This window comes from Flavobacterium lacustre (assembly GCF_027474525.2).
GTDB lineage: Bacteria > Bacteroidota > Bacteroidia > Flavobacteriales > Flavobacteriaceae > Flavobacterium > Flavobacterium lacustre.
Genome location: NZ_CP114882.2, coordinates 2,145,162 through 2,170,233, shown reverse-complemented (window position 1 = coordinate 2,170,233; position 25,072 = coordinate 2,145,162). Strand labels below are relative to the sequence as shown.

At 33.1% G+C, this 25,072-nt stretch carries 22 protein-coding genes; 11 read left to right on the top strand and 11 right to left on the bottom strand.

The genetic code is table 11. From position 1 onward, the window contains the following. From O6P34_RS09425 to O6P34_RS09410, 4 genes are read left to right on the top strand one after another with little or no spacing between them, the layout of a single operon-like run. Entirely contained in the window at positions 1 to 891 is an 891-nt protein-coding gene (locus O6P34_RS09425) for a phosphatidate cytidylyltransferase (protein WP_269684255.1), read from the top strand. After that, positions 881 to 1,534, top strand: a complete 654-nt coding sequence (locus O6P34_RS09420) for a phosphatidylserine decarboxylase family protein (protein ID WP_269684254.1) — start codon at positions 881 to 883, stop codon at positions 1,532 to 1,534. Before O6P34_RS09425 ends, O6P34_RS09420 begins: the two co-directional genes overlap by 11 nt. Then, a complete protein-coding gene (locus O6P34_RS09415; protein ID WP_269684253.1) occupies positions 1,534 to 1,803 on the top strand; it encodes an acyl-CoA-binding protein in 270 nt (89 codons plus the stop codon). The genes O6P34_RS09420 and O6P34_RS09415 overlap by 1 nt, the downstream gene beginning before the upstream one ends. A 7-nt stretch (positions 1,804 to 1,810) precedes the next feature. Beyond that, complete coding sequence (locus O6P34_RS09410; RefSeq protein WP_269684252.1) at positions 1,811 to 2,569, top strand: superoxide dismutase; 759 nt, start codon at positions 1,811 to 1,813, stop codon at positions 2,567 to 2,569. Between the two features lie 74 nt (positions 2,570 to 2,643). On the opposite strand, the gene O6P34_RS09405 is transcribed toward O6P34_RS09410, so the two are convergent. After that, positions 2,644 to 4,512 carry an alpha-amylase family glycosyl hydrolase gene (locus tag O6P34_RS09405; protein WP_269684251.1) on the bottom strand — a complete coding sequence of 623 codons (1,869 nt, stop codon included), beginning with the start codon at positions 4,510 to 4,512 and terminating at the stop codon, positions 2,644 to 2,646. 273 nt (positions 4,513 to 4,785) lie between these two features. On the opposite strand from O6P34_RS09405, the gene O6P34_RS09400 reads away from it, so the two are divergent. From O6P34_RS09400 to hemN, 6 genes are all read left to right on the top strand, one after another. Beyond that, positions 4,786 to 6,417, top strand: a complete 1,632-nt coding sequence (locus O6P34_RS09400; RefSeq protein ID WP_269684250.1) for an OstA-like protein — start codon at positions 4,786 to 4,788, stop codon at positions 6,415 to 6,417. 66 nt (positions 6,418 to 6,483) lie between these two features. Further along, positions 6,484 to 7,671 carry an aspartate aminotransferase family protein gene (locus O6P34_RS09395; RefSeq protein ID WP_269684249.1) on the top strand — a complete coding sequence of 396 codons (1,188 nt, stop codon included), beginning with the start codon at positions 6,484 to 6,486 and terminating at the stop codon, positions 7,669 to 7,671. Between the two features lie 257 nt (positions 7,672 to 7,928). Next, on the top strand, positions 7,929 to 9,323 hold the full coding sequence (locus O6P34_RS09390; RefSeq protein WP_269684248.1) for a tetratricopeptide repeat protein: 1,395 nt from the start codon (positions 7,929 to 7,931) through the stop codon (positions 9,321 to 9,323). A gap of 2 nt (positions 9,324 to 9,325) precedes the next feature. Beyond that, complete coding sequence (locus tag O6P34_RS09385; RefSeq protein WP_269684247.1) at positions 9,326 to 10,075, top strand: shikimate dehydrogenase family protein; 750 nt, start codon at positions 9,326 to 9,328, stop codon at positions 10,073 to 10,075. 391 nt (positions 10,076 to 10,466) lie between these two features. After that, positions 10,467 to 12,491 (top strand): DUF349 domain-containing protein, encoded by a 2,025-nt coding sequence (locus O6P34_RS09380; RefSeq protein WP_269684246.1) that lies wholly within the window; start codon positions 10,467 to 10,469, stop codon positions 12,489 to 12,491. Positions 12,492 to 12,803: 312 nt separating this feature from the next. Further along, the gene (gene hemN / locus O6P34_RS09375) at positions 12,804 to 14,168 is read left to right on the top strand and encodes an oxygen-independent coproporphyrinogen III oxidase (protein ID WP_269684245.1); all 1,365 of its coding nucleotides are present in this window, start codon (positions 12,804 to 12,806) and stop codon (positions 14,166 to 14,168) included. Between the two features lie 19 nt (positions 14,169 to 14,187). Here hemN and O6P34_RS09370 read toward each other — a convergent pair whose 3' ends face one another. From O6P34_RS09370 to O6P34_RS09335, 8 genes are all read right to left on the bottom strand, one after another. Further along, on the bottom strand, positions 14,188 to 14,889 hold the full coding sequence (locus O6P34_RS09370; protein ID WP_269684244.1) for a sulfite exporter TauE/SafE family protein: 702 nt from the start codon (positions 14,887 to 14,889) through the stop codon (positions 14,188 to 14,190). Between the two features lie 84 nt (positions 14,890 to 14,973). Further along, positions 14,974 to 15,423 carry a FixH family protein gene (locus tag O6P34_RS09365; protein ID WP_269684243.1) on the bottom strand — a complete coding sequence of 150 codons (450 nt, stop codon included), beginning with the start codon at positions 15,421 to 15,423 and terminating at the stop codon, positions 14,974 to 14,976. Positions 15,424 to 15,453: 30 nt separating this feature from the next. Next, positions 15,454 to 16,872, bottom strand: coding sequence for a cytochrome c oxidase accessory protein CcoG (gene ccoG, locus O6P34_RS09360; protein ID WP_269684242.1), 1,419 nt, complete (start codon positions 16,870 to 16,872; stop codon positions 15,454 to 15,456). Positions 16,873 to 16,929: 57 nt separating this feature from the next. After that, positions 16,930 to 17,820, bottom strand: a complete 891-nt coding sequence (locus O6P34_RS09355; protein ID WP_269684241.1) for a cbb3-type cytochrome c oxidase N-terminal domain-containing protein — start codon at positions 17,818 to 17,820, stop codon at positions 16,930 to 16,932. Between the two features lie 19 nt (positions 17,821 to 17,839). After that, positions 17,840 to 18,019, bottom strand: a complete 180-nt coding sequence (locus O6P34_RS09350; protein ID WP_269684240.1) for a CcoQ/FixQ family Cbb3-type cytochrome c oxidase assembly chaperone — start codon at positions 18,017 to 18,019, stop codon at positions 17,840 to 17,842. 12 nt (positions 18,020 to 18,031) lie between these two features. Beyond that, a complete protein-coding gene (ccoN, locus tag O6P34_RS09345) occupies positions 18,032 to 20,209 on the bottom strand; it encodes a cytochrome-c oxidase, cbb3-type subunit I (protein WP_269684239.1) in 2,178 nt (725 codons plus the stop codon). Between the two features lie 2 nt (positions 20,210 to 20,211). Then, positions 20,212 to 20,403, bottom strand: coding sequence for a cbb3-type cytochrome oxidase assembly protein CcoS (gene ccoS / locus O6P34_RS09340; protein ID WP_269684238.1), 192 nt, complete (start codon positions 20,401 to 20,403; stop codon positions 20,212 to 20,214). Between the two features lie 115 nt (positions 20,404 to 20,518). Further along, complete coding sequence (locus tag O6P34_RS09335) at positions 20,519 to 22,897, bottom strand: heavy metal translocating P-type ATPase (RefSeq protein WP_269684237.1); 2,379 nt, start codon at positions 22,895 to 22,897, stop codon at positions 20,519 to 20,521. A 112-nt stretch (positions 22,898 to 23,009) separates the two neighbouring features. Here O6P34_RS09335 and O6P34_RS09330 point away from each other — a divergent pair, with 112 nt between their 5' ends. Next, positions 23,010 to 23,690 carry a Crp/Fnr family transcriptional regulator gene (locus O6P34_RS09330; protein ID WP_269684236.1) on the top strand — a complete coding sequence of 227 codons (681 nt, stop codon included), beginning with the start codon at positions 23,010 to 23,012 and terminating at the stop codon, positions 23,688 to 23,690. Between the two features lie 45 nt (positions 23,691 to 23,735). Here the strand turns inward: O6P34_RS09330 and mazG are convergent, their stop codons facing one another. Both mazG and O6P34_RS09320 read right to left on the bottom strand, forming a co-directional pair. Then, positions 23,736 to 24,509 carry a nucleoside triphosphate pyrophosphohydrolase gene (gene mazG / locus O6P34_RS09325; RefSeq protein ID WP_269684235.1) on the bottom strand — a complete coding sequence of 258 codons (774 nt, stop codon included), beginning with the start codon at positions 24,507 to 24,509 and terminating at the stop codon, positions 23,736 to 23,738. An 86-nt stretch (positions 24,510 to 24,595) separates the two neighbouring features. After that, on the bottom strand, positions 24,596 to 25,069 hold the full coding sequence (locus O6P34_RS09320; protein WP_269684234.1) for a DUF5606 family protein: 474 nt from the start codon (positions 25,067 to 25,069) through the stop codon (positions 24,596 to 24,598). Positions 25,070 to 25,072 lie beyond the last annotated feature (3 nt).

Sequence of the window (25,072 nt, the reverse complement as noted above, 5' to 3'; positions counted from 1 at the left end):
ATGAATGAAACACTCAAAAGAGGAATTTCAGGCGCCGTCTATATTGCGTTGTTGTTAACTTCTATCCAATTTTCAACTGAAAGTTTTATTATTCTGTTCGGAGTTTTTCTAATTATTGCAACGTACGAATTTTGTAATCTGGTTCAGCTGAATAAAATTTTCCCGATTTTATTTGTTTCTCTTTTTTATACAACTATTTCTCTGATAAGTTTTTATAAAATTGAGACTGAAAACTACATTAACAGCATTCAAAATAAAAATATCACATTGACTATAGACATCAATCTGGTCAACACAATACTATTAATTACAACCTTAATAGTATCTGTAAAATGTATTTTTTTTCTATTTGATGACAGAGTCCAATCGATATCCACACCATCAAAATACCTGTACTTATTAGGCTACATCTTATTACCTTTTATTTTTATCGTTAAAATTTCATTTGGAATTAAAGACTATAATCCTAAAATAATTATCGGACTATTCATTTTGATTTGGACTAATGACACCTTTGCTTATCTGGTAGGCAAATCTATTGGAAAACATAAATTATTAGAACGAATTTCTCCTAAAAAAACCATTGAAGGTTTTATTGGCGGAGTAGTTTTTGCTATTTTTACTGGCTATTTAATTTCAAAATTATACATTAAAGCAAGTCCAAGTTTTAGCGAAAAATCAATATTAATCTGGACTACAATTGCATTAATTGTTGGAGTTTTTGGCACCATAGGTGATTTAATTGAATCCAAATTTAAACGTATTGCTGGCATAAAAGACAGCGGAAAAATCATGCCTGGACACGGAGGCATTCTAGATCGACTGGATAGTGTTATATTTGTAGCACCAATTGTATATTTATTTTATCAAATTTTAAACTATGTTTCATAAAGAAGGAACCCAAAGCATTTTATTCGGTACATTGTTTACCGCTATAGTACTACTATTAGCAGATGCTTTTATTGATACCGATTGGATAAAAAAAGGAATCCAAATAATAACATTATTGCTATTGATTATTATTTTGCAATTTTTCAGAAATCCGCAACGGACTTTCGTTCTTAATGACAATCATATTCTTGCCCCTGTTGATGGCAAAGTGGTTGTGATTGAAGAAGTATATGAAGGAGAATATTTCAAAGACAAAAGATTGCAGATTTCTATTTTTATGTCTCCAATAAATGTACATGTAACCCGTTATGCTCTTAGTGGATTGGTGAAATTCAGCAAATACCATCCCGGTAAATTTTTGGTAGCTTGGCATCCAAAAGCGAGCGAAGAAAACGAAAGAACTACAGTTGTCATAGAAAACAAAACATTTGGAGCTGTTTTATACCGACAAATCGCAGGAGCTTTGGCAAGACGTATTGTAAATTATGCAGAAGAAGGAATGCAAGTGATACAAGGTACAGATGCCGGTTTTATAAAATTTGGTTCAAGAGTAGATTTATTTTTGCCACTAGGCACACCCGTGAATGTAGTTTTAAATCAAAAAGCCATTGGCGGAAAAACTATTATTGCTATTAAAGAATAATGATTGAAAAAGATTTAGATACACAATTTACAGAAGCTGTAGAAATTGCTTCAAAGATGACACAGGCATCTTTACCACAAGATGTTCAATTGCGCCTTTATGCCTTTTACAAACAGGCGACTTTTGGTACTGCTAAATACAATCTGTCTGATAATTTTGATTTACGTAATGCATTTAAAACAAATGCCTGGATTCAGATTAGTCATTTAACCATTGATGAAGCCAAAGAACAGTATATTGAAATCATAAATTCCTTGTTGACAAAATAGACTAGCCATGAAAAAAATTATTTACTTCCTAGTATTTACTGCTTTACTTTCTTGTAACAAAAAAAAATATACTGAAGTTGTGGAGGTTCCACTACCTACTGCACAAGAAAAAATTTCTGTAGGCATACCTGATGATGTAAAAGCAGAAGATGGTGCCTTTCAATTAGAAAAATTACCATACGGATACGATGCCTTAGCTCCACATATATCTGCTTTGACATTAGAAATGCACTATTCTAAACATTATTTAACGTACACCAACAATCTAAATAAAGCTATAGCAGGAACACCGCTTGAGAATCTGACCATTGAGGAAGTTTTGTCTCGATTAGACTTGAATGATGATGCTATAAGAAATAATGCCGGTGGATTTTACAATCATTCCATGTACTGGAAATGCATGGGTCCAAAAGCTGGGGGACAACCCAAAGGTGCTTTATCGGATGCTATTACTAAAGATTTTGGTTCGTTTGAGAATTTTGTAACCGCATTTAAAGACGCAGCAACAACTCAATTTGGGTCTGGTTGGGCTTGGCTTGTTGTAGACCGTTCTGGAAAATTGCAAGTTACCAGCACTCAAAACCAAGACAATCCATTAATGCGAAATGCAATTATCCAAGGAACACCTATTTTAGCATTAGACGTTTGGGAACACGCTTATTATTTAGATTATCAATACAAAAGAAAAAACTATATTGATGCTTTTTTTAATGTTATTAATTGGAATAAAGTAGAAGAGAACTACGATGCAACTATAAAAATATAAAGGCTCATAAGTATTCAACATAAAAAAAGGGGAAAATATGAATTCATATTTCCCCTTTTTTTATTACTTCTAAATTATAACTTATATATAAATGATTCTGATGGAGCGATTGTAATTTGAACCTTCCCTTCTCCATTGATAACTTGTAATTGCAAACTACTTTTTTCGTATAATTGGTCTGTAATAGTGTAGTTACCGTCTTTTAAATTCCATTTTTGAATTATGTCTTTAGGAATTTTCAATTCAAAATGGCTGGTGTGTTCTGATGAAAAATTAGCTATTATAATTAATTTTTCAGTATCAGACCAACGAACATAGGAATACACTTCAGGAAAATATCCCTCTGTTGCGTAGCGATTTAATCCGTGTATTTCTTGGTATTGTCCCATCAAGGCAGTACTATTCAAAGTGAAGTTTAAAAGCCTTTTGTAAAAATCACGCAAGTCTTTTTCGGATTGAGATAATTGTCCTCCGTCAAATTTGCCCTCATTCATCCAACGCTGATGATTGGGTACGCCAACATAGTCAAAAATAGATGTTCTGGAATGTGTTCCAAAACCTCCATTTTCATTTCCGGCCTCCCCGACTTCCTGTCCAAAATAAATCATAGTAGGCGAACTGCTAATCGTTGCAGAAACAACCATTAATGGTTTCCCTTTTTCGGGTGTTCCAGCAAATTCTGGGCTTGCCAAACGTTGTTCGTCATGATTATCTAGGAAATGTAACATATGATGCTCAATATCTGCCATTCCATTTTGTATGGTAGTAATAGGATCCGTTTGGCTTCTTCCCTGCACAATTTCCTTCAATTTATCATACAATTCTACTTTATCATACAAATAATCCATTTTTCCTAAACGGATATAATTTCTATATTCATTTGGATTATAGACTTCTGCCAATAAAAATGCATCGGGATTTTTTACCTTAATAGCCGAATTCATATAGCTCCAAAATTCATAAGGAACCATTTCGGCCATATCATAACGAAAACCATCAACACCTTTAGCGGTCCAATACAAAGCAATATCTCTAAATTTAATCCAAGAACTAGGTACTTCTTTGCCTTTCCAAAAATCAAAATGCTCTTGATATGATTTCGTGTCAAATCCAGTAGGAAGTTCAGGAAAATCTTTGGAACCATCAGGACGAATTCCGTAATTTACTTTCACGGTTTCATACCAATCATTCTTATCCGGCTTGGCTAAACGAGAACCATTTCCCGTCCATTTTGCAGGGTATTCTTCAAATTTCCCGTCAACAAGCGGATTCTTTTCGCCGTTTAAAGGTTTAGCAGTATCTGGAACTTCAAAATGAGTATTTGGAATATAATAAAAATTATTATCGCGCTTATATTCAACCGTTACATCATCATCTGCACCAAAATCACGAACTCCTTTCGGATTATTTCTGCCTTCGTATTTACGGGCAACATGGTTTGGAACAATATCAATAATCAATTTCAATCCTGCTTTGTGCGTTCTTTTTATCAAAGCTTCAAATTCCTTCAGACGATTTACAGGATTTACGGCTAAATCCGGATTTACATTATAATAATCTTTCACAGCATAAGGCGAACCTGCTCTACCTTTCACCACTTCCGGATCATCATTTGAAATTCCTATTGCCGTATAATCATGAATCAAAGCATGATGCGGAACTCCTGTGTACCAAATATGCGAAACACCTAAATCCTTTATCTCATGCAACGCTTTATCTGTAAAATCATTGAATTTACCCACACCGTTTTCTTCGATGGTTCCCCAAGGTTTATTATTGGTATTTGTATTACCAAATAACCGAGTAAAAACTTGGTATACAACTACTTTTTTATCGGAGACGGTCTCTTTCTTATCTGCACTCATTTTCAAATCTTTCGTTTTACAGGCTGTCGCCAAAAGCATAATGCTTATTCCTGCAACAATAGTTATTTTTTTTATCATACAAAAAATTATTTAAGGTAATTTGAATTCTTTTATTGATATCCTATTTTTTTGAACATCAATCTATAAATTTAATGTTTTTTTTGATATTTCTCAGAAATCAGCAACCACTAACGATTCAGAAATAGCAACTACAACGAAAGAGTTCCTTTTTTTGTTGACAACTATAAGACCAACTCAAACGTTTTTTGCCCATTTTATACAATTATAAATAAATCCTAATATGGATTAGGATTGTTTCCTTTTTCATAAATTTGACAAAAATTAAATCCATTGAAGAAGTCCTTATATTTCATTGCTTGCTGTTTGCTTTTTTCTTTTTGCAATTTGGTTTTGGCACAAGCCCCAAAAAAAATTATTGTCGAGCATTCTGATTTTGCTGATGTCAATCAAGTTGAAATTCCAGATGCTTTTTTGCTCACCGGAAACGTGAGGGTAAATCATGACGGAGTTGTTCTGACGTGTAATAAAGCGTACTATTTTCAAAAAGAAAACTACATTAAAGCTTTTGGAAACGTACAATTAGTTCAAGGAGATACTTTATTTTTGAACAGTAAATATGCTGAATATAGCGGAAATGTAAAAAAAGCATTCGCTACCGGAAATCCTGTAATGACATCGCCTGATGCGACTTTGGTAACAGACACCATCAACTTTGACCGAAACACTCAAGAAGTATATTATAATACAAAAGGGACTATCACAAACCTGCAGAATACTTTAGTCAGCAACTCCGGAAGGTATTATGTTGCACAAAAAAAATTCCAGTTCCTGACTGCTGTTACCATTACCAATCCTACTTATGTGATAAAATCAAATCATTTGGATTATTACAGCAATTCGGGACATTCCTATCTTTTTGGACCTTCAACAATAACCAGTAAAGCCAATTATATTTATACCGAAAAAGGATTTTATGACACTAAAAAAAATCTGGCACATTTTCTCAATAAATCCTATATCAAATACGATGACCGAATCATAAAAGGCGACAGTTTGTATTATGACCGAAACCGGGAGTTTGCTTCTGCCAGCCGAAATGTAAAAATCACAGATTCAATCAATCGTGGAATTATCAAAGGGCATTATGCCGAATTATATAAAAAAAAGGATTCCGTTTTTGTTACCAAAAGAGCTGTTGCAGTGAACTTTGTCGAAAATGACTCTGTTTATATTCATGGTAAAAAATTGATGGTAACCGGAAAAGAAGGCAACCGAATTATCCGTGCTTTTAATAATGTTCGATTTTTCAAAACAGATATGAGTGGCAAATGCGATTCGATTCATTCCAGTTCAAAAATAGCTTTGACAAAACTAATTGGAAACCCAATTCTTTGGAATGGTGAAAACCAAATAACGGGGGATATTATGCACCTTATCGGGAATAATACGACCCAAAAACTGGATTCCCTCAAAGTCCTCAACAATACTTTTCTGGTCTCGAAAGATACTTTGGGAACAGGTTATAATCAAGTAAAAGGGCAAAATCTATTTGGGAAGTTTCTGGAAGGAAAACTACACGATGTAGACATCATAAAAAACACCGAAGTCATTTATTACATGCGAAATGACGCACACGAACTCATTGGTATCAACAAAAATGTAAGTAGTAAAATCAATCTTATTTTAGAGAAAAATGCAGTCGAAACCATTACCTTTTTTCAACAAGTTGATGGTGATATTTATCCCGAAAAAGATTTACCCGAAAATGCCCGAAAGCTACGAGGACTTGCCTGGCGTGGAGAAGAACGGATAAAGTCTAAAGACGATATTTTTCCTCCCGAAGAAAATGTAGATAACGAAAAGATTGCCAAAGCAACTAAAGCAGAAGAAGCAAAGAAAAATGTTCCCATGAAAATTCGAAAAGAAACATTAAATTACGATAAGAAAAAAGGGAAGAAGTAGTTTTCAGGTTATAGATTACAGGTTTTAATTAGCATTTAAACCAATAAACGATTAAACAAACAAAACGTGAATACCGATTTCATAAAATACCAAGCACAAACCTCTCCATATCCTTTAGGAATGGAAGTTTCTCACGCTATAGGCTCATATATTTACGACACAAACAACAAAAAATATTTAGACTTTGTAGCTGGAGTTTCTGCATGCCCGCTTGGTCATCAACATCCAAGAGTTAATCAAGCGATCAAAGATCAGTTGGACAAATATTCACACGTCATGGTTTATGGCGAATATTCTCAAAGTCCTGCTGTTGAATACTGCAAACTATTAGCCTCGCTCCTGCCCGCTCCGTTAGACAAAACTTATTTAGTCAATTCAGGAACTGAAGCCATTGAAGGTGCTTTAAAACTTGCTCGACGTACCACCGGAAGAAGCCAATTGATTTCGTGTCACAATGCGTATCACGGAAACACAATGGGCTCGATGAGTGTTATGGGATTTGAAGAACGCAAACAAATATTTCGTCCCTTAATTCCTGATGTTGATTTTATCACTTTTAATAACGAAGACGATTTACAAAAAATCACCACTAAAACCGCTGGTATTCTTCTTGAAACTATTCAAGGTGGAGCCGGGTTTATTCAACCGGAGAATAATTTTCTTAAAAAAGTTCGCGAACGTTGTACCGAAGTTGGAGCCCTCATGATTCTCGACGAAATTCAACCTGGTTTTGGAAGAACCGGTAAGCTTTTCGGTTTTCAAAATTACGATGTCGTTCCTGACATTGTCGTAATGGGAAAAGGTATGGGTGGCGGAATGCCGGTTGGTGCTTTTACAGCCTCTTCAGCCATGATGGATTTATTAAGCGAGAATCCAAAACTGGGACACATTACCACCTTTGGAGGTCATCCTGTCATTGCGTCAGCCTGTTTAGCCACTTTGCAGGAAATAACTGAAACGAATTTAATGTCCAAAGCAATAGAAAAAGAAAAACTATTTAGATCGCTTTTGGTACATCCTTTGATAGAGGAAATTAGAGGAAAAGGATTAATGCTGGCCGCTATGACAAAAAGTGCAGACATCACTAATGAAGTGATTCTCAAATGTCAAGACAAAGGACTTATCTTATTCTGGTTACTGTTTGAAGGATGCGCCATCCGAATAACGCCACCGCTAACCATTTCTGAAGAAGAAATACGAGAAGGTTGCAGTATCATACTAGAAGTAATGGATGAAATTTTGAACAAGAATTAATTATTAAAAAATATCGCAATTGGGAACTATTCCCCGCTATACGATACAATCCACGCGAAAAGCGTGAGATTTCCACTTCAAATGAAGTTCTCTGAACTCCAAGTAAAACAAAAGAATAGAGAAGTAATCGGGGCAATGGCATCCGTATAAATCAACGCTTTTTTTGTTAATTAAATTGTTCACAACAATTGTAACTTTTCCTCACAGAACACACACGATTCCCTAAATTTATTTAGGCCAAATTAAACTCACACAGTATGCAATTAAGCAACGAAGAAGAAGACTATAACTTATCCTTGTCGAAATTTGAGTCCATGTTGAAAACCAACAAAGTGCTCTTTTTTGACTCTGAAGAATTTGAAGAAATTATTCTTCATTATCTTGATATGGGAAAAGCCTCATTAGCAAAAAAAGCATTAAAATTAGCTCTGGAACAGCACCCAAGATCTACTGGTCTTAAATTAGTTCAAGTAGAAATGCTAGTTTATGATGACAAACTCGAATTGGCCGAAAAGCTATTGAATGAGTTATTTGCTATAGAACCAACTAATGAAGAAATTTACATTCAAAAAGCTAATATTTGTTCTAAAAGAGACCAACACGAAAAAGCGGTAGAGTTACTTAAAATCGCCCTTCAATATACAGATGATTATGCCGATGTTTATAATTTAATAGGCATGGAATACCTCTTTATGGATAATCTTGAAATGGCAAAAGAGAGCTTTATAAAATGCTTAGAAGAAGATTTAGAAGACCAATCTGCATTATATAATGTAGTGTATTGTTTTGAGTTTTTAGATCAAAACCAAGAAGCAATAATCTACTTGAACAAATACATTGACAAAAACCCATACAGTGAAATCGCTTGGCATCAATTGGGACGCTTGTATTATGGCGTGAAAGAATATGAAAATGCGATTCGCGCGTTTGATTATGCCACATTGATTGACGACGAATTTCTTGGCGCTTTTATGGAAAGAGCCAAAGCTTTTGAACGATTAAAAAAATATGAAGAAGCCATCGAAAGTTACAACAGAACTATCGAATTAGATGATGCTACTTCATACGCTTTACTGCGAATTGGAAAATGCTATGAAAAATTAGGAAACAAAGTATTAGCCTTAAAATATTTTAATAAAACAGTTCATGAAGATCCGCTTTTAGACAAAGGCTGGATTGCAATTACCGATTTCTATGTACGTCAAAAAAACTTTCAGAAAGCCTTATTCTATGTCAATAAAGCATTAGCCATTGACAATCAAAATAGACTGTATTGGAAACGATTTGCTACAATAAACAAACAAATGAACTTTTTTGAAGAAGCTGAATTTGGATATAGAAAAGCAGTTGAATTTGGTGATTACCAGCTGGACACTTGGTTATTTTGGGTGGACATTCTTCAGTTTTTAGGCGAATTCGAAAGTGCTATTCAAACTTTATTACAAGCATCAGAATATTTTCCGGAAGAAAACGAAGTCGAATATAGATTGGCAGGATTATACTTTATGATTCAAGACACAACAAAAGCTAAATTCCATTTGAGTAATGCTATGCGATTGAATTTTGATAATTACGTGATTATCGAAGATTTATTTCCGGTGGTTTGGACACGAAAAATGGTACAAAATTATATTGCGAAACATAAAAAATAATAATGACTGACATTTTAAGAAAACGCTTTGGTTTACTGGGGCAAAACATAAATTATTCCTTTTCAAAAGGGTATTTTACTGATAAATTTAATGCCGAAAACTTTGAAGGTTGTACTTACGAAAATTTTGATATTCCCGAAATCAGTTCTTTCCCCGAACTCGTAAAAAACAATTCCGACTTAAAAGGAATTAACGTAACAATTCCTTATAAAGAAGTTGTCATTCCTTTTTTGACTAAATTATCCAAAAAGGCGGCTGTAATTGGCGCTGTAAATACTATTAAATTCACAAAAAAAGGAAAACTAAAAGGCTACAATACGGATTATTACGGCTTCAAAAAATCATTAGAACCACTATTACAATCACATCATAAAAAAGCACTAATACTTGGTACAGGTGGCGCTTCAAAAGGAGTCGCATATGCTTTGGATGAATTAGGTATTGCGTATACTTTTGTTTCGCGACAAGCCGGTGAGAAAGTGTTGGGATACAATCAAATTACCGATTTAGTTTTTGACGAATATCAAATCATCATCAACTCTACTCCTGTGGGAACAAGCCCAAATACTGAAGCTTATCCTGAAATCCCATATAATTTTTTTACTAAAAAACACATTGCTTATGACTTGATTTATAATCCTGCAGAAACGCAATTTCTAAAGAAAGCCAAAGCGCAAGGTGCACAAATTAAAAACGGGTTAGACATGCTTATTTTTCAAGCGGAGAAAGCATGGGAAATTTGGAATAAATAAATTCTTATTCAGATATATCAAAAAAGCTACAACCAACCAGTTGTAGCTTTTTTGATTTAAAAGACAAAAAACAAGAAAATTAGAGCTGAAACTTCTTTAACTTATTTTAATAAAATCGAATTAAAAATTAATCCAACTTCTAAAACAGTAAAAAAATAAAAAGATTTTTTTTCTTTTCAAAATTCAAAGAATAAGAACCAAAATCTAGTCCGTTTTTTTTGAATATTAATATTTCTATTTTTTTTTGAAAAATATATTTTTTTGAAAAAAACCACAAATAAACATACCTTTTCTTACTTTATCAATTATAAATAAGTGATTTATTTTGTAATTTCATAGTCCTTCACTATCTTTCGCATTCGATAAAATAGAAACCTTATACATTGAAATAATGTTAGAAGAAAAGAATGATAACCTGCAAGAAGCAGATGGAAATTTAGGAAACGATTCTTTAGAAACAACGCAATCTGAAACTCCGGTTTTAGAAACAGTTGAAACAACAGAATCAAATACTACTGAAAAACAAGAATCCGTTGAAGTTCCTATTGAAGCTATTTCGGAGGAAACACCTTTAGCAGATACTAATGCTGCTGAAACCGAAAATCAAACAATAGTTGATGCTATTGCCGATACGAATGCCGAAGAAAGTGAAGACGAAACACTCAAGGAACGACATGATATTCCGATGCAAGATTACGATACTTTCTCATTAGAATCGCTTGTAGATGAATTGCAGAATTTAGTTTCCAATGAAAAAGTAATGTCTGTAAAAGAGCATGTGGAGGAAATTAAAAAAGCATTCTTAGCAAAATACAATCATCTCATCGAAGAGAAAAAAGAAGAATATTTAGCCGAAAATCAAGATCCAAACGAGGAATTTCAATACCATTCCCCATTAAAAACAAAATTTGATCAGGTTTATTCTTTATTCAAAGAAAATAAAAATACCCATTTCAAGAGCTTGCAAACCAATCTAAAATCGAATTTAGAAAATCGATTGGCAATTGTTGAAGAATTGAAAGAACTTATAAATCCGCAGGAAAACATCAAGGATACCTTAAAACATTTTAATGATTTAAGAGAACGATGGAAAAATGCCGGACCAATCCCAAAAGACAAATACAATCACGTTTGGAATAATTTTCATTTTCATGTTGAAAATTTCTACGATTATTTGCATTTAGACAGAGAAGCCAGAGATTTAGATTTCAAACACAATTTAGAACAAAAACAAAAAATTGTAGCACGTGTAGAAGAATTAATCAACGAAGCTGATATTAATAAAGCATTCCGAGAATTACAAGATTTACACCGCATCTGGAAAGAAGATATTGGACCCGTTTCAAGAGAACATCGTGATGAAATCTGGAATAAATTCAGTGATTTAACGAAACAAATGCATGATAAACGCGAAGTTTTGTTTGAAAATCTAAGAGGAACCGAACTTGAAAATTTAGAAAAGAAAAAAGAAATTATTGCTAAAATAGAAGTTCTAGCAACCGAGAAAGTTAATGCACATTCACAATGGTTATCTCAAATAGAAAAAGTAGAAGCTTTAAGAACTGCTTTTTTCTCTGCCGGGAAAGTTCCATCAGAAGTTAATGAAGAAACTTGGGCCGCTTTTAAAACCGCAGTTAGAAACTTCAATACCTTTAAAAATTCATTTTATAAAGATATCAAGAAAGATCAGACTGATAATTTAAACAAAAAAACAGCTCTTGTAGCCAAAGCCAAAGAATTGCAAGAAAGTGTTGATTTTGCAGCCACTACTCCAATCATGAAACAAATTCAGGAAGAGTGGAAACAAATTGGTCATGTTCCAAGAAAATATTCAGATAAAATCTGGAAAGAATTTAAAGATGCCTGTAATCATTATTTTGATAAATTAAAAGAGCAAAAAAATGAGGAAAACAGTGAGGAAGTAGAAGCTTTTGATAATAAAAAAGCCTACCTAGAAACGTTGAGAGAGTTTCAATTAACAGGAGATCATAAAACGGACTTGGACGCGATAAAATTGCATATTGAAACTTGGAAAAACTTTGGAAAAGTTCCTTTCCCAAGAAGACATATCGAAGGAAAATTCAATAAAATCCTGGATGCTCTTTTTGAAAAATTGAGTCTTAGCAAAAAAGATTCGGAAATGATGCGCTTCTCTAACAGAATGGGGCATTTGTCTGAAAGCAATGATTCCAGAAAATTAGATAACGAAAAGATTTTCTTAATGCGTAAAATTGATGAAGTTCAAAATGAAATTTTTCAATTGGAAAATAATATTCAATTTTTTACCAATACCAGAAATGCAAAAAAAGAAAATTCTATAGTTTTAGAAGTTCGAAAAAATATTGCAATTCATAAAGAAAGCCTTGATGTTTGGAAAGAAAAACTCAAACAATTGAGAAATTTAAATCAAGAATAATTTTATTTAAAATATCACAAATACAAACCTCGTTCTTAAATAGTTCGAGGTTTTTTTATGCAATGAATTACCATATAATAATAATTATTCCTATAAATCTATTAGAAAAAATTCGTTTATAAAAGGCTTAAACGAATGAAAAAATAGAACATTATAACAAACTATTCTATTTTAAATTAAGTCAAATAAAACAAATAAAAGAGGCTTCATTGAGTCTGATGTCTCCTAAATACCATTAATTTTAAATATGATAATTATCATTTGATAATATTAGAAGTCGGATTACTTTTGAATATTGAAAATGACTCCGCTATGAAAAATTCACTGATACAAAAATATAACGTTCCTGGTCCAAGATACACTAGTTATCCAACCGTTCCTTACTGGAATGAAACTGATTATTCGTATGAAATTTGGGCAGAGACCTTGAAAAAATCATTTATAGAAAGCAATAATTCCGAAGGAATCAGTCTTTATATTCACTTGCCTTTTTGCGAAAGCATGTGCACTTTTTGTGGATGTAACAAGCGTATTACAAAAAATCATGATGTAGAAAACCCTTATATTGAAGCCGTATTAAAGGAGTGGACTCTGTATTGCAATTTATTAGGTGAGAAACCAACTATAAAAGAAATTCATTTGGGAGGTGGAACTCCAACCTTCTTTTCTACAAAAAACCTAGAAGACTTAATCAACGGTATATTTTCTCATGCTAACAAAGCTAATAATTACGAATTCAGTTTTGAAGGCCATCCTAATAATACTACGCATGCTCATTTGCAAAAACTCTATGACTTAGGCTTCAGACGCGTAAGTTTTGGTGTACAGGATTATTCAGAAAAAGTACAAAAGGCAATTCATCGCGAACAACCTTTTCATAATGTGGCAAAAGTGACATTTTGGGCTAGAGAAATTGGTTATACGTCTATTGGACATGACATCATTTTTGGATTGCCTTTTCAAGAAATTGATGATGTAATTGATACTATTGAAAAAACAAAATCATTACAGCCGGATCGTTTGGCTTTTTACAGTTACGCTCACGTGCCTTGGATAAAAGGTAACGGACAACGTGGTTTTAACGATGAAGATATCCCTAAAGATGATCAAAAAAGACTTTTATACGAAACAGGAAAACAGCTTTTATATGAAAACGATTACCATGAAATAGGTATGGATCATTTTGCTTTGAAAACGGACAGTCTTTTTGAATCATTTGAAACTGGAAAATTACACCGTAATTTCATGGGTTACAGTTCTTCAAAAACACAATTAATGATAGGATTGGGCGTGTCATCCATTAGTGACAGCTGGTATAGTTTTGCACAGAATGTAAAAAATTTAGAAGATTATTATCAAATGTTAGAATGGAATAAATTACCTGTTTTTAGAGGGCATTTGTTAACCAATGAAGATTTAATCATTAGAAAACACATCTTAAATTTAATGTGCCAATTTGAAACCTCTTGGGCTGACAATTCAACTTATTTTGAAGAAATCCCTACTGTTTTGAGTCAACTTGAAGAAATGCAAAATGACGGGTTAGTTGTGTTTAAAGAAAATGGAATTCAGGTTACTGAAGCTGGAAAACCATTTGTACGAAACATTTGCATGGCTTTTGATTTACTTTTAAAACGTAAAGCTCCAGAAACGGCCTTGTTTTCGATGACTGTTTAATGTCATTTTCTGAATTGAATTAATGACAATTCGGGTTTTCTTGAACAAACAAACTCATATTGGTTGGTGAAACATAAGGAATTCCTAATCCCAAACCACGTAAAATAAATAATATTCCAATTAGTATGACTACATACGGAATTGCTTTTTGAATTTTGTTACGGAAAGAAAGCGTTAAAAACGAATTGAGATAAACCACACTGCTCATTAGAGGAACAGTTCCTAATCCGAAAAGAATCATATATAGAACACCATAACTGGCACTTTGCATGGCAATTGCTCCAAATAAAGCGACATAAACCATCCCGCAGGGCAAGAATCCGTTGAGTAAACCAATTGTATATAATGATTTGTAACTCTTGTTCTTAAATTGCCTTCCTAAAGTGGTTTTTATTTTAGAAATCAATTTAAAAACTGGCTTTGAAAAATTATATTTTGCAAAAATTTTTTCAGGTACCAAGACTATAATAATCATGGCAATACCAATAAATATTGATAATTGTTGTTGAATTCCCGCTAAGAAAAAACCTTTTCCTAACAATCCGAAGATAAGACCAATAGTACCATAAGCGGTTAATCGACCTAAATGATAAGTAATGATTTGAGTTGTTTTTTTGGCAGGATTATTTCTATCAACAGGTAACATTAGAGCAATAGGCCCACACATACCAATGCAGTGCAAACTACTGATTAAACCAAAGATAAAAGCAGAATATAACATTTTTCAAAAGTAATGTCAAAAAGACAAAAATCATAAAAGACAAACGATTAACTCATTTAACTTTTATGATTTGTGACTTTTTGACTATTTAATATAAATAATTTCCTTTGTTAAATATGACTTTCCTTCGTATTGCCATTCCATATTAATATCCCAACGACCGTCTACCAAACTTTTTTTAGGTATGAGCAAAGTGGAACCGGATAGCGAAATTGGAACTTCAAAATCCAGCTTTTTGTTAGACGGCCTATATAGGGACAAATTACCTTTTATATTTTTAGGAATAAAAAACTCAGGGAAAGAAACAATAATTCCTTCCGAAGTAGATGTAAAAGAAGGTTTTTGAGCTAAATCATGAGCATTTTGAATTCTAACCATTTCGTCTCCAAAATGAGCATCGTGCTTATAATACTCTTCTACAACTAAATCATTATCGTATTTTGAGTTCGATTGTACTGTGAAAACAAAATATAAAATGAAAGTCATAAATAATGCAAACGCAATTATAACTCCTGTTCCCCAACTTATTTTCATTATTTTTACTTTAAAATTTATATACTTTTATTAATCAAAACTTCTTGGACTTAAGAAATTGGTTGTGCTGGTTTCAATTTTTTTGTTGCCGTCATATACATCAATTCGCAACTTAGTCTTGTCACTCTCTAATAAATATTGATTGATTTCAATAAACAAAGTTCCTCCGTTCATGCCTTGTTTTGGTACTTTCAAATCCTGTTTTCCAACAACTTTTAAGGTTCCTTTAATTCCAACTAATTTAAAATGAATATCATTGAAATCATTATTGGTTTTATTGATAATTTTAAAAGTATAAATATTACTGATATTGTCTCCTTTATGTTGAAACAATTGTCCTGGCAATCTCAAAATAGAAGCTTCTACCTCAGTTCTCAAAAACAATAAACCAACCAAAATACCAATTAGAATAAATAATACTGCTGAATAGCCTTTCATTCTAGCTGTGAACTTAAACTTGGATTTTTTCTCAATTTCATCCTCAGATGCGTAACGAATTAATCCCTTTGGCAGACCGACACTATCCATAATTGTATCACATTCATCAATACAAGCGGTACAATTTACACACTCTAACTGCGTTCCGTTACGAATGTCAATACCAGTTGGACAAACATTCACACATTGTTTACAATCAATGCAATCTCCTTTTCCGGTTGCTGCTCTATCTTCTTGCTTGTTGAATTTTGCTCTTCCGGTTTCTTTTTCACCGCGAACAAAATCATATGCAACATTAATCGATTTATCGTCTAATAAAACGCCTTGTAATCTTCCGTAAGGACAAGCTATAATACAAACTTGTTCTCTAAACCATGCAAAAATAAAATAGAATACACCTGTGAAAATAAGCAATGCTACTAATGTACTAACATTGTTCTCCGGCCCTTCTTCAATCATTTTGAACAATTCATCGCTACTTATCAAGTACGCCAGAAAAATATTAGCAATAAAAAAAGAAATGATTAGGAAAATAATCCATTTTACTCCTTTTTTTCTAATTTTCTCAACATTCCATTCTTGTTTACTTAATCGAATTTGAGCACCACGATCTCCTTCAATCCAATATTCAATTCTACGGAAAACCATTTCCAAAAATATGGTTTGAGGACAAACCCAGCCACAAAATATTCGACCAAAAATTACGGTAAACAGAATCACAAAAACGACTCCAACAATCATAAAAAGGACAAACAAATAAAAATCTTGTGGCCAAAAAGGAAATCCAAAAATATTGAATCTTCTTTCTAACACATTAAACATCATAAACTGATTGCCATTAATCTTTATAAAAGGATTAGCAACAAGTATAATTAGTAAGAAATAACTAACCCATTTCCTGTAATCGTAGAACCTGCCTGAAGGTTTTTTAGGAAAAATAAATTTTCTGTTCCCCTCTTCATCAATCGTTCCGATGGTATCTCTAAAAGCTTCGTCTGGTATTTTTGACATTTATTTTTAATTTTAAAGACCAATCTTGCGGGTGCAAAATTGGTCTTTATTTACTTTTTATTTTGCTGCAGCAGCTTCAACCCATATTTCTCCATCTGGAGCTTTTGGATCTTTTGGATTGCTTCCTCTCAAAGATAAAACATAACTGGCTACTTTCTGCATTTCTTTTGGTTTTAAAGTACCCTTCCAAGAAATCATTCCCTTACCATCACGTCCACCATTTACTAAAGTATGGAATACATTTTTGATGCCTCCACCTAAAATCCAATGATCATCTGTTAAGTTTGGTCCAATTTGTCCTCCTGCATCTGCTCTGTGACAAGCAGCGCAATTGGTTGTGAAAATTGTTTTTCCTTCTGCTAAAGCAGCAGCATCTGTCAATAACGTTACTGTTTTTTCATCCATTAAGTCAGGTGCTGTTTTCATGTATTCAGCAACTTCAATTTTGGCTTGAGCCATTTCTTTTGTAAGCTCCATTTCTTGATTGTCTGCACCCATAATTTCAAAACGCACAAGATATACAACTGCAAATACAATACAAGCATAGAATAAATATACCCACCATGGTGGTAAATTATTATCTAACTCTCTAATACCATCATAATCGTGATCTAACAAAAGTTGTCCTTCGTTTTCAATAGGTTCTGATTTTGTTAATTTTTTCAGCAATTTACTATACCATTCGCTGTCTTTGAAACCAACAGAACTTGCAGCTTCTAATTTTGCTCTTTGTTCCTCAGTAAGTAATTGATATGTAATTTTATCAATGGCGCTAATCGTAATTTCTATCGCTATCAAAAGGAAAAGAAAAACAAACAAGAAAAGAGAAACCATCGGAAATTTTATAAAAGCAGGTCTATCTCCAGAGTCAATAAAATATTCCATTGCGGCAAAAACAGCAAAGAAAATAAGTGGAACTCTTACATATACAGGAATTAATTTTTTCATTTTCTAAATTTTTAAAAAATTATACTATTTGATTGTCTTTCAATGGAATTTGGCTCATCTCATCAATTTTTTCTTTCTTATATGAGAAAACCCACACCCCAAGTCCCACGAAAAAGAAAAAGAAAATTAATAACGATAGTATTGGATATATCGCAACTCCCGCGATGGTTTCCATATTGTGTTTTATTTGTTCGAACATAACTATTATTATTTATTCTTTTACTTTAATATCAGTCCCAAGTCTTTGAATATAGGCAATCAAGGCTACAATTTCTCTTTCATTCATTGGAACAAATTTTTCCCCTTTTGCTTCAGCTTTTTTCTTACTGTCATCGTAACTTTTTACAAAGTCAGGATCGTTTTTAAGACTTTCCTCAATTAGTAACGCTTGTGCTCTCAAATCTTTTTGAGCATTAGCAACTTCAGCATCTGAATAAGGAACCCCTAATGCAACCATGGCTTTCATTTTATCTTGAGTCAAAGAAATATCCATTGGCTCATTATCAAACAACCATTTATATCCAGGCATAATTGAACCGGCAGAAATACTTTGAGGACTCCAGAAATGGTTAAAATGCCAATTATCATTGTATTTACCACCTTCTCTTAATAAATCCGGACCTGTACGTTTAGATCCCCACAAGAAAGGGTGATCATATACAAACTCTCCTGCTTTAGATTGTGGTCCATAACGCTCCACTTCACTACGGAAAGGACGAACTGATTGAGAGTGACAACCCACACAACCTTCACGGATGTACAAATCACGACCTTCCAATTCTAATGGAGAATATGGTTTTACGCTAGCAATTGTTGGAATATTAGATTTTACCATAATCGTAGGTACAATTTGAATAACTCCACCAATAAGAATTGCTATTGTAGCTAAAATTGTCAATTGAATTGGTTTTCTTTCTAACCAAGGGTGGAATTTCTCTCCTTTTACTCTTCCTGAACTAATTTTCACTAATTCTGGTGCTTCAGCTAATTCATCTTCGATTGCAGCGCCAGCTCTTACTGTTTGAATGATATTATACACTAATACTAACATTCCTGTTAAGTATAAAGTACCTCCGGCAGCTCTCATCCAATACATTGGCATGATTTGAGTTACTGTTTCTAAGAAGTTACCATACGTTAAAGTTCCGTCTGGATTAAATTGTTTCCACATAGATGCCTGTAAAAAACCGGCAACATACATCGGAAGTGTATAAAGTATAATTCCTAATGTTCCAATCCAAAAATGGAAATTGGCTAATTTAGTAGAATATAAAGTGCTTTTTGTCATTCTTGGAATCAACCAATAGATCATACCAAAAGCCATAAATCCATTCCAAGCTAATGCACCAACGTGAACGTGAGCAATAATCCAATCCGTATAATGCGCAATAGCATTTACATTTTTAAGAGACAACATAGGCCCTTCAAAAGTCGCCATTCCGTAACCGGTAATTGCTACTACGAAGAATTTTAAAACTGGCTCTTCACGCACTTTATCCCAAACTCCTCTCAAAGTTAACAATCCGTTAATCATACCTCCCCAAGATGGAGCAATCAACATTATAGAAAAAACAACTCCTAAATTCTGTGCCCAAGTCGGTAATGCAGAATATAATAAGTGGTGAGGTCCAGCCCAAATATAAATGAAGATTAAAGACCAAAAGTGAACGATAGAAAGTCTGTAAGAATATACAGGACGATTAGCTGCTTTTGGTACAAAATAATACATTAATCCTAAAAATGGTGTTGTCAAGAAAAAGGCAACAGCATTATGACCATACCACCATTGTACTAAAGCATCTTGAACTCCTGCGTATACAGAATAACTTTTCATTGCAGAAACCGGCAATTCTAAACTATTAAAAATATGTAAAACTGCTACAGTAACAAATGTTGCCAAATAAAACCAGATTGCAACATACAAATGACGCTCTCTTCTTTTTATCATGGTCCCAATCATGTTGATACCAAATGCTACCCAGATTAAGGCAATAGCAATATCAATTGGCCATTCTAATTCAGCATATTCTTTTGATGTACTGTATCCTAAAGGCAAACTGACTGCTGCGGCGACAATGATTAACTGCCATCCCCAAAAGTTAAGATTACTTAAAAAATCACTAAACATCCTTGCTTTCAGCAATCGTTGTAGTGAATAATAAACCCCTGCAAACATAGCATTCCCCACAAAGGCAAAAATAACTGCATTGGTATGTAAAGGTCTCAATCTACCAAAACTCAACCACGAAATTCCGTCGGTGATGTTTGGAAAAAGAAACATAATAGCCAGAATAAGTCCAACTAACATCCCCACTACACCAAAAACAATGGTGGCGTAAATGAATTTCTTTACAATTTTGTTGTCGTAATAAAATTGTTGCATTTCCATAATTAAATTTGTTTTTCTTCTGTTGTTTGTATTGATTTTGGATTTTCAATTTTGAGCTCATCGTCAAAAAGCATTCTGACCGATGGCGTATAGTCGTCGTCATACTGACCGGTTTTTACTGCTCTTATAAAAGCAATAAAAAAGCCAATAGCAACCAATATACTAATGGAGATTAATAAATAAATGACACTCATACCTTAAAATTATGTTAACAAAAATACTTTCAGAAATTTTTATAAAATATGACATTTATCATGCTTAAACATTTATGTTAAATTTATGAATAAAAATCAATCTTTTCAGTTTTAATTATTTCAGCCTTTTTGAATAGAAATTACTCATAATTGTAACAAAACTCACTATCGTAATGGTACTCAACGGCATAATAATGGCAGCGACCAAAGGCAATAAATTTCCGGTCACAGCAAAGGATAACCCAACTACATTGTATAACAACGAAAGTGTAAAACTCATTTTGATAGTTGTAATCGCTTTTTTAGACAATTTCATATAATAATTCAGTTTTTGAAACTCGCTGGCATCTAAGATTGCATCACAAGCCGGAGAAAAAACATTCACATTCTCAGAAATGGAAATTCCCACATTACTTTGTGCCAAAGCTCCTGCATCATTCAGCCCGTCACCAACCATCATTACATTTTTACCTTCTTTTTGCAGGTTCTTAATGAACTCCAATTTTTGTTCTGGTTTTTGATTAAAAACCAATTCTGTTCCTTTAGGCAAAAGTACTTCCAGAGTAGAACGCTCTCCTTCATTATCGCCCGACAAAACCTTAATTTGATATCCTTTTTTCAAGGTATCAAAAAGCTGTGCTAAACCTTCCCTATATTGATTATTGAAAACGTATTTCCCTAAATAGACTCCATTAATTTTTATATGAACCGACGTTTGTTGTCTCGTGTCTTCATCCGACAATTCCACAAAAGCTGCAGAACCCATTTTAACCTCAACATCTTCAGTTTGAGCTAAAATTCCTTTTCCTGTAATCTCTTCGAATTCATTTATTTTTATTTTTTTAACATCTGGCAAAAAATCATATAACATTCGGCTCAATGGATGATTAGAAGCGCGAAGTACATTTTTTATAACCATTAAATGCGCTTCAGAAAGTGCTTCACCTTCATATGAAATATTCGATTTTTTATTTGTGGTAATCGTTCCAGTTTTATCAAAAACTATCGTATCCACTTTCGCCAATTGTTCGATGACTAAAGCATTCTTGAGATAAAATTTCTTTTTTCCTAAAATTCGCAACACATTCCCGGTCGTAAACGGCGCTGTCAAAGCCAATGCACAAGGGCAAGCCACAATAAGAACAGCCGTAAAAACATTAAAAGCAGTATTGGTATCGGTAAAAATCCAATATCCAAATCCCGCAAAAGCAATTAGTAATAATATAGGAGTAAAATAACGGGAAATCCTGTCGGTGATGGTTTTATGTTTCTGTTCTACATTCTTCTGAAACACATCATTACTCCACAATTGTGTCAGGTAACTCTGTGAAACCGAGTGCAAAACTTCCATTTCAATCACTTTACCTATTTGCTTTCCGCCGGCAAAAATTTTATCTCCTGATTTTTTAGTAATCGGAATAGCTTCTCCAGTAACAAAACTATAATCAATCTCTGCTTTTTCAGCAATCAAAATTCCATCAACCGGTATTAATTCTTGATTTCTAATGAGTAATCGATCCCCTTTTTGAATATCATAAACAGGAATACTTTCTTCTGTTGCATCTGCATTAATTTTGGTTATTGCAATTGGAAAATAGGATTTAAAATCCCTTTCAAAGTTCAAAAAACTATAGGTTTTAATTTGGAACATTTTTCCCAAAAGCATAAAGAAAATCAAACCGGTCAAACTATCAAAAAAGCCGGAACCATAATCCATAAGGATATCTACCGTACTTCGCACAAACATTACGACAATTCCAAGAGCAATAGGAATATCGATATTAAGCATTTTTGATTTGATACTTTTATAAGCAGAAACATAATACCCGCTTGCCGAATAAAAGAAACTTGGCAAAGACAAAGCAAAAATTAACCAACGGAAAAAACCTCGATATTGATCCAGCCAATATTCTTTAACTTCGAAATATTCCGGAAAGGAGAGTAACATTATATTTCCAAAACAAAAAAAGGCGACTCCGAGTTTATAGGTCAAACTCCTGTCAACATTATTCTTTCCAGTTTCGTAATTTTCTAAACTAATATATGGCTCATAACCAATGGAGCTCAACAAGTAAACAATAGTCTTGAGTGAAACCGTTTCTGGATTGTAAGTAATACGTACTTTCTTTTCGGGAAAATTAACTTGAGAAGTATTTATTCCTTTTTGAAGACGCTGTAGATTTTCCAAAATCCAAATACACGAGCTACAATGAATATGAGGAATGTTAAGTGAAATAATTGCGGTTGTATCCTCTTGAAATTCCAAAAGCTTTGAAACAATACTTTCATTGTCTAAAAAATCGTATTTACCATTAATTTCTTGCGGGGTTGCTCCAGGTGATTTTTCAAAATCATAATAACAAGTCATATCATTGAGACTGAAAATTTCGTACACAGTTTTACAACCATTGCAACAAAATTCTTTGTCATCAAAAATAATTTCTTCCGTATTTACAATATCTAAACCACAATGGAAACAGTTTTGTGTGTCCATAAATCTTTGCTCATTTTACCTGTAACAAAGGTTACAAATTGAATGAGTTAAAAATATGACAAATGTCATATAAATGTTTAAATTTGTCGGACTAATTAATCCCCAATCTAAAATGAGTAAATGTGAACAATGTATCGTTAGAGAATTTAGTTCTTTAAAAGCCCTCAATAAAGAAGAGCTCGTAAAACTTTCCGATTGTAAAACATCACATATTGTCAAGAAAGGAGAAGTGATTTTTGAAGAAGGAGATACTATAAATGGTATTTACTGTGTGAAAGATGGAATCTGTAAATTAACCAAATTAAGTCCAAACGGAAAAGATCACATCGTAAAATTAATTAAAAAAGGAGAATTACTCGGACAACGTTCCATGATTAGTGATGAACCTGTAAACTTAACTGCTGTTGCTCTCGAAGACATGCAAGTTTGTTTTATTCCAAAAAGTGAAGTCATGGGATTCTTCGATAAAAACAATCAGTTTTCGATGAATGTGATGAAAACTATTTGTGGAGATTTGAAAGAAGCGGATGATCAAATGGTCAACATGGCGCAAAAAACCGTAAAAGAACGATTAGCAGAAACACTCATTTATCTTCATGATACTTTTGGAAAAAACGAAGACAATACTTTAAAAGTACAACTTTCCAGAGATGAATTAGCCAGTATGATTGGTACAGCCACCGAAAGCTGTATTCGTTTATTATCCGATTTTAATAAATCAGGATTAATAGAATTATCCGGTAAAAAAATTATTTTAAAAGATATCAGTAAACTAAAAAAGATAGCAGATTAATACACTTATCTTTTTTTATATGAAATGAAACTGTTTTATAAAAAACTACAGTTTCTTTGCTTCATTCCAAAAAACATCCATCTCGGCAAGAGTCATATCCATTAAAGGTTTCCCCAATTCCCCCGCTTTACTTTCCAGATATTGAAAGCGTTTGATGAATTTTTTATTGGTTCGTTCCAAAGCATCTTCCGGATTTACATTTAAAAAACGGGCATAATTTATCATCGAAAATAAAACATCGCCAAACTCGGCTTCAATTTTATCCTGATCGCCTGATTCAACCTCAACTTGTAGTTCTTGTAATTCCTCTTGAACTTTATCCCAAACCTGATGTGGTTCTTCCCAATCAAACCCCACTCCTTTTACTTTATCTTGAATTCTGCTTGCTTTAACTAATGCCGGTAAACTTTTTGGTACACCTTCCAAAACTGATTTTTTGCCTTCTTTCAATTTCAGTTTTTCCCAATTTTGCTTTACTTCTTCTTCATCTTTTACAACAACATCGCTATAAATATGTGGATGACGGTGAATTAATTTTTCGCAAATTTCATTACACACATCGGCGATATCAAAATCCTGTGTTTCGCTTCCTATTTTGGCATAAAAAACAATGTGCAATAATACATCGCCTAATTCTTTTTTAACTTCGTTTAAATCATTGTCTAAAATAGCATCGCCTAATTCATACGTTTCCTCAATCGTGAGATGCCGTAAAGTTTGCATGGTTTGCTTTCTATCCCAAGGACATTTTTCACGCAAATCATCCATGATATCTAATAATCTTTCAAAGGCTTGAAGTTGTTGTGGTCTTGAATTCATTGCTTATTTTGGTTTTTGTAAAAATAAAAAAATCCTGTCAAGAAATCATCTTAACAGGACTAAATATATTTTAAATATAAAATTTATTATTTTTTGGCTGCTGCTTTTTTAGGCTTTTCAGTTGCTGCAGCTTCTTCTAAAACTGGTGTTTCATCACTTTCAGCAACAGCAGGTGCTTCATCTGTAACTAATCCTTTGCTTTGAAGCATATTGTACCAATTTAATACTTTCTTAATATCTGATGGATACACTCGTTCTTCGTCATATTCCGGCAAAATCTCTCTAAAATAAGCTGTTAATTTAGCATTATCTTCTTTGTGAGAAATGGCTTCTCCATTGTTTTCTTTCTTGGCAATGTTTGACATTATTTCGGCCAAAGGTTTTTCTGCTTCATAGGTATAAATAGAAATTTCTGACAATAAACTCACATTACTTTTCAAGTTTACAGTGATTTTTTTTCCGTCTGACAATGATTCGGCAACAAAACCGGTACGAGTTTGTACTTTTAATACATATAAACCTGGTTTCCCAGAAATGGCTAATATTTTTTCTAAATTCATGCT

What these genes read in the sequence shown, in the direction of transcription:
- O6P34_RS09380 (WP_269684246.1), top strand. Translation starts at nt 10,467, where the DNA reads ATGTTAGAAGAAAAGAATGATAACCTGCAAGAAGCAGATGGAAATTTA.
- hemN (WP_269684245.1), top strand. Translation starts at nt 12,804, where the DNA reads ATGAAAAATTCACTGATACAAAAATATAACGTTCCTGGTCCAAGATAC.
- O6P34_RS09425 (WP_269684255.1), top strand. Translation starts at nt 1, where the DNA reads ATGAATGAAACACTCAAAAGAGGAATTTCAGGCGCCGTCTATATTGCG.
- O6P34_RS09365 (WP_269684243.1), bottom strand. Translation starts at nt 15,423, where the DNA reads ATGAAAATAAGTTGGGGAACAGGAGTTATAATTGCGTTTGCATTATTT.
- O6P34_RS09405 (WP_269684251.1), bottom strand. Translation starts at nt 4,512, where the DNA reads ATGATAAAAAAAATAACTATTGTTGCAGGAATAAGCATTATGCTTTTG.
- O6P34_RS09335 (WP_269684237.1), bottom strand. Translation starts at nt 22,897, where the DNA reads ATGGACACACAAAACTGTTTCCATTGTGGTTTAGATATTGTAAATACG.
- mazG (WP_269684235.1), bottom strand. Translation starts at nt 24,509, where the DNA reads ATGAATTCAAGACCACAACAACTTCAAGCCTTTGAAAGATTATTAGAT.
- O6P34_RS09350 (WP_269684240.1), bottom strand. Translation starts at nt 18,019, where the DNA reads ATGTTCGAACAAATAAAACACAATATGGAAACCATCGCGGGAGTTGCG.
- ccoN (WP_269684239.1), bottom strand. Translation starts at nt 20,209, where the DNA reads ATGGAAATGCAACAATTTTATTACGACAACAAAATTGTAAAGAAATTC.
- O6P34_RS09370 (WP_269684244.1), bottom strand. Translation starts at nt 14,889, where the DNA reads ATGTTATATTCTGCTTTTATCTTTGGTTTAATCAGTAGTTTGCACTGC.
- O6P34_RS09410 (WP_269684252.1), top strand. Translation starts at nt 1,811, where the DNA reads ATGAAAAAAATTATTTACTTCCTAGTATTTACTGCTTTACTTTCTTGT.
- O6P34_RS09385 (WP_269684247.1), top strand. Translation starts at nt 9,326, where the DNA reads ATGACTGACATTTTAAGAAAACGCTTTGGTTTACTGGGGCAAAACATA.
- O6P34_RS09420 (WP_269684254.1), top strand. Translation starts at nt 881, where the DNA reads ATGTTTCATAAAGAAGGAACCCAAAGCATTTTATTCGGTACATTGTTT.
- O6P34_RS09415 (WP_269684253.1), top strand. Translation starts at nt 1,534, where the DNA reads ATGATTGAAAAAGATTTAGATACACAATTTACAGAAGCTGTAGAAATT.
- ccoS (WP_269684238.1), bottom strand. Translation starts at nt 20,403, where the DNA reads ATGAGTGTCATTTATTTATTAATCTCCATTAGTATATTGGTTGCTATT.
- O6P34_RS09330 (WP_269684236.1), top strand. Translation starts at nt 23,010, where the DNA reads ATGAGTAAATGTGAACAATGTATCGTTAGAGAATTTAGTTCTTTAAAA.
- O6P34_RS09390 (WP_269684248.1), top strand. Translation starts at nt 7,929, where the DNA reads ATGCAATTAAGCAACGAAGAAGAAGACTATAACTTATCCTTGTCGAAA.
- O6P34_RS09320 (WP_269684234.1), bottom strand. Translation starts at nt 25,069, where the DNA reads ATGAATTTAGAAAAAATATTAGCCATTTCTGGGAAACCAGGTTTATAT.
- ccoG (WP_269684242.1), bottom strand. Translation starts at nt 16,872, where the DNA reads ATGTCAAAAATACCAGACGAAGCTTTTAGAGATACCATCGGAACGATT.
- O6P34_RS09355 (WP_269684241.1), bottom strand. Translation starts at nt 17,820, where the DNA reads ATGAAAAAATTAATTCCTGTATATGTAAGAGTTCCACTTATTTTCTTT.